Genomic DNA, 13,050 nt, shown 5'->3' on the forward strand with positions numbered 1-13,050 from the left:
CTGGAGTGTTATTAAATTTGAATTTTATAAGCAAAGGAGAATGCAAAGTGCAGAAATGCAATTATGTTGGTTGTAAAAGTGATGCCACAACTAAGGGATTTGTATTAGCAAGAGATTCACAAGGTAGAAAGCACCTTCCTACAGATGTGTTTGCATGCGATAAACATAAAAAATCTAAAAGTTTCTTTGAATATAAAGTTACAAAGGCATAATTAACAAAATAGTATTTGAGAAAGGAGTTGTTATTATGGCTTACAGTGGGGATCATGGAGCTGCGTTTGAGAATCTAATTAATTTTTCGAATGATATGTACAAGAGAAAGAACATAGCATTAATTACAAAACGTGCTACACCTGTAGTTGTTACAAAGTTATTTAAAGATGGAAGAATAAAAGAAGGATATTTCGAAAAAAAGTCAACCGTTGATTATGACGGAATATATAAAGGGCGAATGATAGCATTTGAAGCAAAAGCGACAACAAATAAGACAAGCTTTGCTTTACAAAATATATCACCACATCAAATTGAGTATCTAGAACAAGCTGAAAAGTTGGGGGTGATTTGTTTCTTCTTAATTGAATTTAGTATAGAGCATTCCATTTTCTTAGTTCCGTTTGAATTAATAAAAGAATATGTTCATGCTGCGAAATTAGGTGGACGGAAATCAATACCACGAGCAGTATTTAATGATAAGGCTTATCTTGTAAAACCAACTGATAGGGCGTTAGTAGATTACTTGTACTATGTAGATAAGTTAGAGTGGGTAGCGATATGAATAAAAAAGAAGCCCGTATTGCAATTTTAGATTTACAAGAGAAACATTGCACAGGTTGTGATTATAGATGTAGTAGAGATGTAGCGCATTGTTGGACAGAATGTGCTACAGGAATAAGAATAAATAAATTAGGCGTTTTGTTAGGTGGTCGTATTGGTACGGACCAGAAGAAAACAAGAACAGTGAACGAATGGAATGCATTTTGTAAGAAGGCAGTAACCATGAGTGATAAAGGAATGACATATGTGGGGATTGCAAAGAAATTGGGTGTGACTACAGCAAATTTACATACTCAAATGAAAAAACGAGGATTGAAATAATTAATTTCACATACTGTAATTGTGATATCAAAATAAAAGACACGTTTCGACAAAGAAACGACCGTCAGAACCGTAGTAATTTGGAATTATTTTTCTTTCTGAATACAAATAGGTGTACAAGTGTTAAAACGTCTTAGAAAGGGAAATAAACGTGTTTTATGAAATTTGTTGTTTTTTAATAGAAAGTAGGTGAATCATCATTTGTTTAACTGGCTAAAGGTATATCAAGAATTAGAACAAGAAGTTGCTTATCTAGATTACAACTTAGATAAAACAAAAGCTGAATTAAAACGCTGGGTCAGTGGTGATTTGCAAGATGTACGTTTAACTGCTGAATCAGAAGGTGCAAAGGTAGAAGAACGTATTGAAGCAATTGAATACGAATTAGCACATAAGATGAATGACATGTATAAACTGAAAGAATTAATTAATACCTTTAAAGGGTTGGAACATAAAATTGCATATCTAAAATATGTGGAAGGCATGACATTAGAAAAGATTGCTGAGGAGCTTAACTACAGTTCACAGTACATTTACAACAAACATGCTGCCATGAGAGAAAAGATTGAGTACTCAAATAGAACTTAACATTTACTTAAGGTAAGTAATCATTATACAAACCCTTGAAAAAATGAATTATAGTAATAACATAAGATTTTGACGAAAGGATAATGGATGTTGTTCATTCTTTTTCTGTGTAGATAGAAAAAAGTTTTAGTGGGAATGGACTATTTGAGCCATAGTAGAAGGGCCTATATAAAAATGGCCCTTTTTACTATGTTGTAACTGTTGTCGTAGCGCTTGGTGTAAATTGTACAATTTCCAAAACAATAGGTGTTCCTGTTATTAAATCATCTGCACCAACTGGAACAGTAATGGCTAATGAACCAACGCCTGTTGCACCTGGGGTATACACTGAAATATCTCCCATTTGTAAAACACCATTTACAAACACGTTAACATAACTATTATCAGTAGGTAGAACGGGCAAAGCAGTAACAGCAGATCCATCATCTTGGAAAAAGTCTGCAGCATCAATAGTTAATGTATTTCCTGCTGTAGTGGGAGCTGCAGCAACATAGAAAAAACGTAAACTTTCAGGATCAATATTGGTAGAAGTAGAAGCTGTAATAGCGAGTTTCATAAGTTGTAATGCCATGAAAAAATCCTCCTTTTCTTTAATATGGCTGTCCTATTGTAGTATATGTGAGAGGGGGAATTGTGTTCCTACGGATAAATGCTAATGAATTGTAATGTAATAGGTGCATGTAAGGAAGGTGGCTCTTCTGATAATAAGATTAATTTTCCAGGTTCAACAGTATATGTTGAGAGAGGCTGGATAACGCCATTAATAAATAAATTGAAATAAGATACTTCAGAAGGAGCGAGAATATTGGAACTTTTATATTCAGTCAAACCATCTGCATTGGTATATACGAATTGATCTTGTTTAGCAAGAGTGTGATACATGGTGTTTTGGACAGATTTATAAGGTGAAAAAAGAATCGCCAAGGGGCGTTTAGGACTGCAGTTTGGCAGTTTACTTTTATAGTGCATAAAGAGGTCTCCTTTTAGTTGAGATATTATATTGTATGAAAAAATGAGGTAGACATGTATGGGTGGGAGCTTATTTTGATGAGAGGATGTTACTGTAGTATGTCGAAAGGGAAGCTGAAATACAATTTTCTTTTGTTGTATAAAAGAGAAAAATTTGGATAGAAAAGTTTCTAAAAGAGGAAAATGGATATGTAGTAGGAATGAAGAATGCAAGAATATGTAAGTGTGGTGGGTTATTCTAGATGAAAGGTATTCTGTGCATTCTTCAACCTTTTGAATAAAAATAGGAGGAAGAAGAACGAATATTATTTGGTATACGATACACGAGTGGGTATAAGCACATGCAGTGCACCAATTTGATGGTAGGTTCTTCCTCTATTTGTATTATGGACTTTGAATTGGTTTTTAATACCAATAAAAATGAATCAATAAAAAAAGGCGAATGAAATCGCTTCTTCTTTACATGGATACCAGGAAATGCAATAGAGCGTGTTCATATACTATATTATAACTTTGGTTATGTAAAAAACGAGTACGTGTGCCAGCGTACCCATTTTTTTGAATTTACAGTCACTATTACCGTTATGTGTGTGAGTCATGAACAAATAATAGTTCGAAAAGTAAGGGTTCAAGATAATATATGTAAATGAGTTGGGAATGGAACTAAAAGACAAAATAAATATGGTTTTTACAACCAAAAAATATCGATAGTCTTATCATATGACGTTAATTACACGTTTATTTTTTCTTTATTTACCAAAAAAATAGAACTTTTTAAAGGGATAAGCATATATTAAAGTGTAGGACAACACCTATTGATGGTGCTTTTTCTAGAAACCTTCCTTTCGATATAGATTATGTAAGAGCGGCCATTCTTTGGTAGCTCTCTTTTTCTTTAACTTAAATAGATCCATGCTCATTTTGGATGGAGTATGGAAAATAAAAGAACAGCCAAATTATGTTGTGATACATAATCTGGCTGTTCAGTGTGTGAATAGATAGTGAAAAACATAAATACCTTCGTAGGGGGAAGGATTATGTTTGATTGTAATTTTATACTAGCATGGATTTGTTAATAAGGTCATCTAAGAAATGGCATGTAATAAAGGTAAAATAAAGTTGGATGAAGAGCGACTGTATGATGATAAAGAGGAACTTTATGAATTGAGATACAAGTACGCTCGTCATCCACCTAAATGGAAAAGCTGAAGGGGAACATATGTATTTGATGCCATAGGGTGTTGTAAGAATGAGATATGAAAAAGAGAGTATCTTTACATATGTTCTTTATTCGTACTCTTAGTATAGGAAGTGATTAGGGTTTTTATACCAATTGAGTATACGAGTTAAAGCATCCATTCGAGTGCTTTATTTTGGATAAGGAGTGAGAACAAATGAAACTAACTAAACAGGAACAGGCGGTTGCGATTGGTACATTCATTTCACTGTTAGGGCAAGAGCTTGTAAATGAGCGTATTGATAAACGACAACTAGAGAGTGTAATTCCCATTTTTAATGAATTGGAAGATAACACAACACCAAAGCAAAGAAGAGAAGCGATGGTTAGCTTGTTAGATAAAACTATGGATGAACTTCTGAAGGAATAATAAAAAAAGCACAGTTACCGTATCAATTGTGGATGATAAGTAACTGTGCAAATAGAGAAACAGAAAGGTTTGATATAACTTGTATGTGATATCAAATATGATTAAGAGATTATTATTATAACATGAGGAATATACAATGGGATTGATAAAAATGTCCTTGACAAGGACAAAATGAGAGAAGATACCCCAGTATGGATGGAAGTCTATTTCCTGTTAGGAAACCTAAATATGTAAAGAATGGAAAAGGAATAAAGAACGACTGTATAATTGTAACAAAAGAAAATATGGTTTAGTTTTAATGTGAATTACATAGTACGTTCCTTATCCTTCATGGAGTGACTGAAAGGATGAAGCACATACATATTCATACATTTCAAAGATGTAGAATAGCTAATTGGGGTCATTCAATGTACAAAGCCGTAGTGAAAATTTTTCATCCACTCTTATTATTTGTTAGTTTTGGTTTTGTATACCAATAAAAATGAATATAAATTAACAAATGCCCCAATGGTATTGGAATGAGAACAGATACGAGGAGTGGAGAAGATGGAACATATTGAAACAGAGGTACAAAAGAAAATTGATGCGCTCGGTCTAAGTCCTTTGGACGATATAATTTATCATAGATATTTTAAAAATCGAACGGTAGTAGAAATGGATGAACTTCAGTTTAAATATTATAAAATGTATGGGCAACAACCTATGTTCTATTCAATGACTCATCTTATGGATTCGACAATAGAAGAATTAGTAAAGAATGATGAAAAGAATCAAAAACAATTCAATCCTTCCTTTTTTATGAGGTTAAAAAGAAGGGTTGATAGATGGTTGTTTAGAGGAGTAGTTCGAAAGTAGAGTGGTAAAGAGAGAATGAGAGAATATAAAACAAAACAACAAAAACGTAAGTTCTATGACAGTAGGGCATGGAAACAATTGCGAGAAGAAGTAAAAAAGCGAGACAATTATGAGTGTCAGGAATGTAAACGAAATGGTCGTGTACAAACTGATACCAATGAGTACAGTGAGCGTGCCAAGCGTAAGAAGATTCAACTCGTTGTCCATCATATAAAAGAACTAGGACATCATCCAGAACTTGCATTAGAAATAGATAACTTAGAAACAGTCTGTGTGGATTGCCATAATAAAGAACACGGTAGAACATTCAAAAAGAAACCGAACAAATGGGAAAACGATGAAAAGTGGTGAAAATGATTCAGGGATAAGGCCCCCCGGTTTGAAGGTTGGGCTTTTTTTCGTCTAAGGGGCACCGGAGGAGGGGGTCGTTTTTCCAGATTTTTATGCTGTTTCGTATAGGACCCCTACCCAGTATGAAAATATGATTGAATCGAGGTGATATTATGGCGGACATTGATGAACGTGAGGTACTAGTTAATAAAGAAAAAAATCGTTTAAAAAGATTATTTAAAGACATCCCACCCAGTAAGTTAAAAGTGGTTGAAGGATTAATTATTCAGGCAGCAAGATTACGAGTTTTATTAAATGAGATGTGGATGGATATATCTGAGAATGGTGACTATGAAATGTTCTCACAATCTGATAAAACAGAGCCGTATGAAAGAGAACGACCTGTTGCCCGATTATATAATACCCGTGATCAATCATATCAAAGGGTCATTAAACAACTAACGGATTTGCTGCCAGAAGGAAATAATAAAAAAGAAATTAAGAAATATTCGGCAAGTGATTTAATATGATTGTTCATAAGTATGTAAGTGAATATATAGAACTATTTGAAACGGGAACAGTATTATTAAATAAAGAACGTATCATGCTTATACATTATTTAAAGCAAGATATATTAACCCGTAATGACTTACATTTCGATATGGATTTAATTCATAAATGTGTAACTTTCATAGAAAAGTGGCATTTCAAATTAAATTCCTTTCAGAAATTTTTAATAGCATTTGTGTTTTTGTTTGATGAATATGAGGATGTTTATTTTGATCAGCATTTCTGGATGATGGCAAGGGGCGCTGGTAAAAACGGATTGATTAGTGCATTGACACACTTCTTTATTAGCGAATTGCATGGTATTGAGCATTACAACGTATCAGTAGTTGCTAATACAGAAAGGCAAGCTAAAACTTCTTTTATAGATGTTTATGAGAAGAATAAAAAACATGAAATATTAGATGAGTTATTTGTATCAACAAAACAATTGATAACAAATAAAGCTACTCGTTCGACTTTTGAATTTCATACATCTAATGCAGGAAGTAAAGACTCGTTAAGAGACGGTTGTGTTATTTATGATGAGATACATAGGTATGAAAATAGCGATGTTGTAGAAGTGTTCTCTAGTGGTTTAGGTAAAGTTCCTAACTCTAGGGAATTTTTTATTACCACAGATGGATTTGTTCGTGAAGGTTATCTTGACAAAATGAAAGAGCGAGCTATGAATATCCTGAAAGGGAAAGAAAAAGAAGATAGGTTGTTTCCTTTTATTTGTAAGCTTGATAACGCAGAAGAAGTAGACAATCCCGATATGTGGGAAAAAGCAAATCCGATGTTTAGTAAACCAATGAGTCAATACGCTAGAGGATTGTTTAAGAAAGTTATGCGTCAGTATAAAAATCTAGAAAACGATCCGTCTAACAGAGAAAATTTCATGACTAAGAGGATGAATATACCGGAAGTAGATTTAACCAAGGCTGTAGCTCCATGGGAAGAAATCATGCGTACAGGGTATGAAGAAGATGGAGAAACATTGAGAGAAATACCAGATTTAACACATAAAGTTGCTGTTGGTGGTCTCGATTACGCCAGCATTAAAGACTTTGCATCGGTGGGACTCCTTTTTAAGCATAGGGAAAACTATATATGGAAAACTCATTCCTTTGTAAGAAAAGGTTTCTTGGATAAAGTGAAATTAAAAGCTCCTATTTATGAGTGGGCTGAAAATGGATTACTAACTATAGTAGACGAACCTGTTATTAATATTTCTCACATAGTTGACTGGTTTGTAAAAATGCGTGAAATGTATGGAGTAAATACGATTGTAGCTGATACATTCCGTTTGGATCTTGTTAAAACAGCACTGGAAGCGGAAGGATTTAAATTGTTATATATTCGTAATCCGAAAGCTATTCATTCTTTATTAGCTCCACGTGTTGAAACGTTGTTTGCAAATGGACAAATCATATTTGGTGATAATCCATTAATGCGTTGGTACACCAACAACGTATATGTCCACATTAGAAAAGATGGAAACAAAGAGTATCTGAAAAAAGATGAATTTAAAAGGAAAACGGATGGATTCCAAGCCTTTATTCACGCTTTATGGCAAGCTGACAACATTCTTGAAGAAGAAGTTGAGTTTATGCTAGATGAAATTGATTTTTAAGGGGGTGATTACAATTGGGTGGCTTGATAATGTGTTTAATAGAAATAAAGAGTTAGGCTATATGTACGATGAAGATATAGTTTCAGAAACAACGAATAGGATTCATATGAAACGATTGGCTATTGAAATATGTGTATCTTTTTTAGGTAGGACAATTAGTCAATCAGAATTCAGAGTGAAAAATCAAAAAGAATTTTTAAAAAATGAATTGTACTATCGTTTGAATGTTAGACCGAATAAGAATATGACAGCAAGTACTTTTTGGGAAAGGCTAATTCGTAAACTTATCTATGATAATGAATGTTTAGTAATCCAAGCTGATGATAGTGATCTACTTATTGCGGATTACTTCCAACACAATGAATATGCTGTGTTTGAAGATACCTTTACAAACGTAATGGTAAAAGATTATGAATTTAAGCGATCTTTTAAACAAAGCGAAGTTATTCACTTGAAATATCGTAATGATAAGTTGTCACCGCTAATTGATGGGTTGTTTACTGACTACGGTGATCTATTCGGACGAATATTAAGTTCGCAAAAACGTAAAAATCAAATTCGTGGTGTAGTAGATGTAGAAGCACAGGTGGCAAAGACTGAAGAAGGTCGAGGGAAATTGCAAAAGTTTGTGGAGAAAATGTATAAAGCATTTGGAGAAAAAGATATTGCAATTGTACCCCAACAACCAGGTTTTAAATTCAGTGAGACATCATCTGGTGGTGGAAGTTCTGGACAAAGCGTGGAAGAAATCAATAAAGTGACGAATGGTTTTTTAAATCAAGTGGCAATGGCTATCGGAATCCCAACAGCTTTGTTATATGGCGAAATGGCTGATGTAGAGAAGCAAACGAAAAACTACATGCTTTTCACAGTAAGACCATTATTGAAAAAATTATCTGATGAAGCAAATGTAAAATTCTTTGAAATGAATGAATATCTTTCAGGACAAAAGATTGAAGTTAAGGCTGTTTCTTATCAGAGTATATTTGACCTTGCAACAAGTATTGATAAACTCATTTCTTCAAGTGCATTTACAGGAAATGAGATTCGTTCAGAAGTAGATTATGAAGAGTCTGATGATCCAAACTTAAATATCCATCATATTACGAAGAACTATACGAAACTAAATGAATCTGGAGGTGAGAAATGATGGAACATTTGAACATGAATAAGCTTTTAAATTTAAAACGAGATATTCGCTTTGAAGCTAAAGGTGAGAATGAGTATAAATTAACTGTTTATGGGTCAATCGGTGGATGGTTTAGTGAAAATAATGCTGAAGCTGTGAGAAGAAAAATTCAAGATGTTAAAGCAGAAAAAATTCACGTTCATATTAATTCGGGTGGAGGTTCCGCATTTGATGGTGTAGCCATTTGTAATCAGTTAAAGCAGCATGATGCAGAAATTATAGTTCATATTGATGGTTGGGCAGCTAGTGCCGCATCTGTAATTGCAATGGCAGGTGATAAAATCATTATGCCTAGTAATACTATGATGATGATTCATCAAGCAAGTACCTTTGAATATGGAAATGCAGACCTTTTTGAAAAAACTGCACGAGATCTACGAAAGATTGATTCAGCTTTAGCGGCATCTTATAAGAAACGTTTTGTTGGAACAGATGAAGAATTAAAACAGCTTTTAAAAGATGAAACTTGGCTAACAGCAGAGGAAGCAGTTGCTCTTGGTTTAGCTGATGAAATTGCTGATGAAATCGAAATAGATGACACGCAAGAAGATGAAGAAGAGGAAGTTGTAGAAAACTTCAAAGAAGATTTAGTAGCTAAGTATACGAAACAACCAAATAATCAAAATCCAAAAGAGCTTATTCAAGAGCCTGTTAATACAAAACAGAATCTGAGTACGCTCTTTTTAAATCTAGGAGGAAAATAAAACATGGTGATTAAAATTAATAATTTTGAAGAGAAAAAACTAGCTTTTGCGAAAGCAACACAGGAAGGAACACCAGAAGAACAAACAGCGGCATTAAATTCTATGATTGAAGCACTTGCTATAGATGTACGTTCGGATATCTTGAATCAAGTCAATGAATCTATTGTAGACCGTTCTATTATGCAGTCTCGTGGTTCTAACGTATTAACGAGTGAGGAAATGAAATTCTTTAATGCAGTCGTTCAAGATGGTGGGTTTAAAGATACTGAAACATTACCTAAGACAACACAAGAACGAATTTTTGATGATTTAGTTCAAGGTCATCCGTTGTTAGAACATATCGGATTAGAAAACTTAGGTGCTGTGACAGAATTTATCTATGGAGATCCAGAAGGTGCAGCTGTATGGGGACCATTATTCGGTGATATTAAAGGACAACTAAATGCTACATTCCGAAAAGAGTCTATCTCTCAACTTAAATTAACGGCATTTATCCCATTGGCAAATGACATGCTTAAACTTGGCCCAGTGTGGGTGGAACGCTATGTTCGTACAATGATTTCAGAAGCTATGTCTGTAGGTTTAGAACGCGGATTCGTAATTGGTACAGGTAAAGATGAGCCTATCGGATTATTAAAAGATCCAAGTGGAAGTGTTGTTGGAGGAGTATATCCAGATAAAAAAACAGCGGGGATTTTAACGTTTGAACCAGGTCGCAAAACAATCAACGAATTAAAAGGTGTGGTTAAATTACTGGCTAAAAAGCTAAATCCTGATGGTAAAACTGATGCAGACAGACCAAAAAACATTGCTGGGAAAGTCGTTATGGTAACAAATCCATTTGATACTTTTGATATCCAAGCAAATGCAACAATTCAAAATGCGGCTGGAGTGTATGTGACAAGCTTACCTTTCAATCCAACTCCTACAGAATCTGTGTTTGTACCTCAAGGAAAGGTCTTGTTTTTTGTTAAAGGAGAGTATATTGCAGCGATGGGTGGAACGGAACCAATTAAAAAATATGAAGAAACATTAGCTTTAGAAGATGCAACGCTTTATATCGCTAAGCAATTCGCTACAGGTAAGCCAAAGGATAAATATACATCACAAGTTTACACATTAAAACTTGAAGAAGCACCAACTCCACCAGCTCAAGGGTGATGTGAATGGAAACAGTAATTTCTAATGAAATATTGCAGGAATTCAAAGATAAGATGCACTTAGGTGATGATGAAGAAGATAACCTAAAGCGCATCCTATCTACGTCTAATAAGGCTTTATTAAGAGTTTGTGGGGATTATGATATTAACAATGACGAGGATGAAGAGTTCAAAGAATTAGTCTTTGAACGTTCTCGTTATGTTTATAATGATGCTCTTGAGTATTTTGACAAGAATTTTTTTAGTCAGATTAATAGCTTAAGTATCGAAAAAGCTTTAGAAGAAATAAAACTGGACGGTGATTAATATGCGTCCTTTTCAATACAAAAAACCTTTAAATACAGGTGATTTTAGGAATCGAATTATCATTGAACAACCTGAAGTAATAAAAGATGAATTGAATCAAGAAGTTGAAACAGGTAATTGGCAAGAAGTAAAAAAAGCATGGGCGATGATAAAAACGGTAAAAGGGTCTGAGTATATTGAAGCTTCCGCTTCACAAAGCACACGAATTTATCGGTTTGTAATTCCTTATACAACAGGTATTACAGAATTGATGCGAATTATTTTGAAGGATAAAACAAGGCTTAGAACCTTCGATATCATCGAACCGCCAATGAATGATGATGAAATGTATCAAACATTGACTATTATCGCAAAGGAGCATACTTAATATGAATGATTTTGCGAGTGAACTTGCTAGAGAATTACAAAGATATGCAAATGTTGTGGAAGAAGATTTGGAAAATGAAATCGATGAAGTAGCAGATATTGCTGTAAGTAAATTAAGGCAAAGTGGTCCTAAAAAAACAGGTGCTTATCGTAAAGGTTGGCGTAAGAAAAAAGAGGGGAATGGCGTTGTTCTTCATAATACAAAAGGGCAATTAACACATCTCTTAGAAAATGGGCATGCGAAAGTGGGTGGAGGTCGAGTGCCAGCACAAGTGCATATTCGCCCAGTTGAAGAATATGTAATCGATGAATTGCCAAGACGTATGGAAAGAGTGATTCAACAATGACATTAGGTGAATTAACAAAAATCCTTGAAGCTACAGGTTATCCTGTGGCTTATTCGCATTTTACAGCAACGCCAAGTAATCCAGTTCCAGCGCCGCCTTATATATGTTTTCTTGTGGATGGATCAGCAAACTTGATGGCTGATAACAAGGTCTATCACAAGATTAATGATGTAAATATCGAACTTTATACCACAAAAAAAGACTTGGTTGCAGAAGCCAAGCTTGAAAAGGTCCTAGACAATCATGAAATACCTTATGATTCGCCATTCGAAGGGATTATTGAAACAGAAAAAATATATCAAAAATTTTATGAAACGAGGTTGATGTAAATGAATGAAAATAAGGTAACATTCGGTTTGAAAAATGTACATTATGTACCATTAGATACTAAGGATTTTTTAGTTACATTTGGGACGCCAATTCCATTACCTGGTGGAGTTGAACTAACTTTTGAGCCACGCGGTGATTTAATTGAATTCTATGCAGACGACATGCTTTATTACGCGGCAAGTAATAACCAGGGTTACGATGGAACATTAAGTATTGCTACTATCCCAGAAAAATTTGCTATTGATGCACTCGGTGAAGAATTAGACGAAACGGATGGTGTATTAAATGAATTGGCTGATGCAAAAGGAAAACCATTCGCTTTATTATTTGAGTTTGATGGTGACGTGAATGCAACTCGACATGTTATGTATAACTGTTCAGCAAGTCGTCCAACACTTGCATCTAAAACAAAAACAAGTTCGGCTGAACCAAATACAAATGAACTGAAGTTTGTTTCTAGCCCAATTGTTTTAGTACCTGGTGGAAGACCAATGGTTAAAACGAAAACGACTGCTAAAACAACACAAGCAATTTATAACGACTGGTACAAAAAAGTATATGTAAAAACACCAGCAGCACCCAAAGGAGCGTAATAGTAAATGGAAAAGACAATTACAATAGACGGAAAACAAGTCCGATTAAAAAGTACAGCAGCTACTGTTAAACGATATAAAGCGCAATTCAGACGTGATTTATTTGCTGATATGTTTAAGTTAGGGATTTTGTCTCCTTCAAATCTTCAAGAGGGTTCACTAGCCACTATTGATTTAGCAAATGCAGATTTAAGTAAGCTAGATTTTGAAGTTGTATATGATTTAGTTTGGTTATATGCGAAAACAGCAAATCCAGAAATTGATGATCCAATTACATGGTTAGACGGTTTTGATGAATTCCCTATCTCAGAGATTATTCCAGAAATTATGGATATGATTCAAAATACGATGGGCGCAAAAAAAAAATAAAGAAAAATAATGGAGAGCAAGGGACGTTCAGTGATGAAGAATTAACCACTGATACGTTCC

At 34.2% G+C, this 13,050-nt stretch carries 20 protein-coding genes; 18 read left to right on the forward strand and 2 right to left on the reverse strand.

Annotated features, from left to right (window positions below; translation table 11 throughout):
• The first annotated feature begins 47 nt into the window (after positions 1-47).
• The 4 genes from MHI28_RS21760 (at position 48) to MHI28_RS21775 (ending at position 1,683) form a co-directional block, all read left to right on the forward strand.
• Positions 48-212 (forward strand): hypothetical protein, encoded by a 165-nt coding sequence (locus MHI28_RS21760; RefSeq protein WP_001168009.1) that lies wholly within the window; start codon positions 48-50, stop codon positions 210-212.
• Between the two features lie 35 nt (positions 213-247).
• Positions 248-775 (forward strand): Holliday junction resolvase RecU, encoded by a 528-nt coding sequence (locus MHI28_RS21765; RefSeq protein WP_000331717.1) that lies wholly within the window; start codon positions 248-250, stop codon positions 773-775.
• Positions 772-1,095 (forward strand): hypothetical protein, encoded by a 324-nt coding sequence (locus MHI28_RS21770; RefSeq protein WP_078187448.1) that lies wholly within the window; start codon positions 772-774, stop codon positions 1,093-1,095. The genes MHI28_RS21765 and MHI28_RS21770 overlap by 4 nt, the downstream gene beginning before the upstream one ends.
• 201 nt (positions 1,096-1,296) lie before the next feature.
• Positions 1,297-1,683, forward strand: coding sequence for a hypothetical protein (locus tag MHI28_RS21775; protein WP_078187447.1), 387 nt, complete (start codon positions 1,297-1,299; stop codon positions 1,681-1,683).
• 187 nt (positions 1,684-1,870) lie between these two features.
• Here the strand turns inward: MHI28_RS21775 and MHI28_RS21780 are convergent, their stop codons facing one another.
• Together MHI28_RS21780 and MHI28_RS21785 are read right to left on the reverse strand one after the other, a co-directional pair.
• Complete coding sequence (locus MHI28_RS21780; RefSeq protein WP_072192506.1) at positions 1,871-2,254, reverse strand: DUF4183 domain-containing protein; 384 nt, start codon at positions 2,252-2,254, stop codon at positions 1,871-1,873.
• Between the two features lie 68 nt (positions 2,255-2,322).
• Positions 2,323-2,652 carry a DUF4183 domain-containing protein gene (locus MHI28_RS21785; RefSeq protein ID WP_072192505.1) on the reverse strand — a complete coding sequence of 110 codons (330 nt, stop codon included), beginning with the start codon at positions 2,650-2,652 and terminating at the stop codon, positions 2,323-2,325.
• Positions 2,653-4,046: 1,394 nt separating this feature from the next.
• On the opposite strand from MHI28_RS21785, the gene MHI28_RS21790 reads away from it, so the two are divergent.
• From MHI28_RS21790 to MHI28_RS21855, 14 genes are all read left to right on the forward strand, one after another.
• Positions 4,047-4,259, forward strand: a complete 213-nt coding sequence (locus MHI28_RS21790) for a hypothetical protein (RefSeq protein WP_078187446.1) — start codon at positions 4,047-4,049, stop codon at positions 4,257-4,259.
• A gap of 546 nt (positions 4,260-4,805) precedes the next feature.
• Positions 4,806-5,114, forward strand: a complete 309-nt coding sequence (locus MHI28_RS21795) for a hypothetical protein (protein ID WP_061656728.1) — start codon at positions 4,806-4,808, stop codon at positions 5,112-5,114.
• A gap of 15 nt (positions 5,115-5,129) precedes the next feature.
• Positions 5,130-5,465, forward strand: coding sequence for an HNH endonuclease (locus tag MHI28_RS21800; protein ID WP_078187444.1), 336 nt, complete (start codon positions 5,130-5,132; stop codon positions 5,463-5,465).
• Between the two features lie 152 nt (positions 5,466-5,617).
• A complete protein-coding gene (locus tag MHI28_RS21805) occupies positions 5,618-5,974 on the forward strand; it encodes a hypothetical protein (RefSeq protein WP_000763336.1) in 357 nt (118 codons plus the stop codon).
• Positions 5,971-7,626 carry a terminase TerL endonuclease subunit gene (locus MHI28_RS21810; RefSeq protein ID WP_016123350.1) on the forward strand — a complete coding sequence of 552 codons (1,656 nt, stop codon included), beginning with the start codon at positions 5,971-5,973 and terminating at the stop codon, positions 7,624-7,626. Before MHI28_RS21805 ends, MHI28_RS21810 begins: the two co-directional genes overlap by 4 nt.
• 4 nt (positions 7,627-7,630) lie before the next feature.
• On the forward strand, positions 7,631-8,776 hold the full coding sequence (locus MHI28_RS21815) for a phage portal protein (protein WP_438801297.1): 1,146 nt from the start codon (positions 7,631-7,633) through the stop codon (positions 8,774-8,776).
• Positions 8,776-9,519, forward strand: a complete 744-nt coding sequence (locus MHI28_RS21820) for a head maturation protease, ClpP-related (protein WP_016123348.1) — start codon at positions 8,776-8,778, stop codon at positions 9,517-9,519. Before MHI28_RS21815 ends, MHI28_RS21820 begins: the two co-directional genes overlap by 1 nt.
• A 3-nt stretch (positions 9,520-9,522) precedes the next feature.
• Positions 9,523-10,680 carry a phage major capsid protein gene (locus tag MHI28_RS21825; protein WP_340828294.1) on the forward strand — a complete coding sequence of 386 codons (1,158 nt, stop codon included), beginning with the start codon at positions 9,523-9,525 and terminating at the stop codon, positions 10,678-10,680.
• Between the two features lie 5 nt (positions 10,681-10,685).
• Positions 10,686-10,985, forward strand: coding sequence for a hypothetical protein (locus tag MHI28_RS21830; protein ID WP_327946291.1), 300 nt, complete (start codon positions 10,686-10,688; stop codon positions 10,983-10,985).
• A 1-nt stretch (position 10,986) separates the two neighbouring features.
• The gene (locus tag MHI28_RS21835) at positions 10,987-11,352 is read left to right on the forward strand and encodes a phage head closure protein (protein WP_001247292.1); all 366 of its coding nucleotides are present in this window, start codon (positions 10,987-10,989) and stop codon (positions 11,350-11,352) included.
• A gap of 1 nt (position 11,353) precedes the next feature.
• Positions 11,354-11,698 (forward strand): HK97 gp10 family phage protein, encoded by a 345-nt coding sequence (locus MHI28_RS21840; protein WP_000997561.1) that lies wholly within the window; start codon positions 11,354-11,356, stop codon positions 11,696-11,698.
• Entirely contained in the window at positions 11,695-12,027 is a 333-nt protein-coding gene (locus MHI28_RS21845) for a hypothetical protein (protein ID WP_016123345.1), read from the forward strand. Before MHI28_RS21840 ends, MHI28_RS21845 begins: the two co-directional genes overlap by 4 nt.
• Entirely contained in the window at positions 12,028-12,621 is a 594-nt protein-coding gene (locus tag MHI28_RS21850) for a major tail protein (RefSeq protein ID WP_016123344.1), read from the forward strand.
• Positions 12,622-12,627: 6 nt separating this feature from the next.
• Positions 12,628-12,990, forward strand: coding sequence for a hypothetical protein (locus tag MHI28_RS21855; protein ID WP_340828295.1), 363 nt, complete (start codon positions 12,628-12,630; stop codon positions 12,988-12,990).
• Positions 12,991-13,050 lie beyond the last annotated feature (60 nt).

The sequence above is a fragment of the Bacillus sp. FSL K6-0268 genome (genome assembly GCF_038005425.1).
Taxonomy (GTDB): Bacteria; Bacillota; Bacilli; order Bacillales; family Bacillaceae_G; genus Bacillus_A; species Bacillus_A thuringiensis_S.

What these genes read in the sequence shown, in the direction of transcription:
- MHI28_RS21765 (WP_000331717.1), top strand. Translation starts at nt 248, where the DNA reads ATGGCTTACAGTGGGGATCATGGAGCTGCGTTTGAGAATCTAATTAAT.
- MHI28_RS21770 (WP_078187448.1), top strand. Translation starts at nt 772, where the DNA reads ATGAATAAAAAAGAAGCCCGTATTGCAATTTTAGATTTACAAGAGAAA.
- MHI28_RS21780 (WP_072192506.1), bottom strand. Translation starts at nt 2,254, where the DNA reads ATGGCATTACAACTTATGAAACTCGCTATTACAGCTTCTACTTCTACC.
- MHI28_RS21785 (WP_072192505.1), bottom strand. Translation starts at nt 2,652, where the DNA reads ATGCACTATAAAAGTAAACTGCCAAACTGCAGTCCTAAACGCCCCTTG.
- MHI28_RS21790 (WP_078187446.1), top strand. Translation starts at nt 4,047, where the DNA reads ATGAAACTAACTAAACAGGAACAGGCGGTTGCGATTGGTACATTCATT.
- MHI28_RS21795 (WP_061656728.1), top strand. Translation starts at nt 4,806, where the DNA reads ATGGAACATATTGAAACAGAGGTACAAAAGAAAATTGATGCGCTCGGT.
- MHI28_RS21800 (WP_078187444.1), top strand. Translation starts at nt 5,130, where the DNA reads ATGAGAGAATATAAAACAAAACAACAAAAACGTAAGTTCTATGACAGT.
- MHI28_RS21805 (WP_000763336.1), top strand. Translation starts at nt 5,618, where the DNA reads ATGGCGGACATTGATGAACGTGAGGTACTAGTTAATAAAGAAAAAAAT.
- MHI28_RS21810 (WP_016123350.1), top strand. Translation starts at nt 5,971, where the DNA reads ATGATTGTTCATAAGTATGTAAGTGAATATATAGAACTATTTGAAACG.
- MHI28_RS21820 (WP_016123348.1), top strand. Translation starts at nt 8,776, where the DNA reads ATGGAACATTTGAACATGAATAAGCTTTTAAATTTAAAACGAGATATT.
- MHI28_RS21825 (WP_340828294.1), top strand. Translation starts at nt 9,523, where the DNA reads ATGGTGATTAAAATTAATAATTTTGAAGAGAAAAAACTAGCTTTTGCG.
- MHI28_RS21830 (WP_327946291.1), top strand. Translation starts at nt 10,686, where the DNA reads ATGGAAACAGTAATTTCTAATGAAATATTGCAGGAATTCAAAGATAAG.
- MHI28_RS21835 (WP_001247292.1), top strand. Translation starts at nt 10,987, where the DNA reads ATGCGTCCTTTTCAATACAAAAAACCTTTAAATACAGGTGATTTTAGG.
- MHI28_RS21840 (WP_000997561.1), top strand. Translation starts at nt 11,354, where the DNA reads ATGAATGATTTTGCGAGTGAACTTGCTAGAGAATTACAAAGATATGCA.
- MHI28_RS21845 (WP_016123345.1), top strand. Translation starts at nt 11,695, where the DNA reads ATGACATTAGGTGAATTAACAAAAATCCTTGAAGCTACAGGTTATCCT.
- MHI28_RS21850 (WP_016123344.1), top strand. Translation starts at nt 12,028, where the DNA reads ATGAATGAAAATAAGGTAACATTCGGTTTGAAAAATGTACATTATGTA.
- MHI28_RS21855 (WP_340828295.1), top strand. Translation starts at nt 12,628, where the DNA reads ATGGAAAAGACAATTACAATAGACGGAAAACAAGTCCGATTAAAAAGT.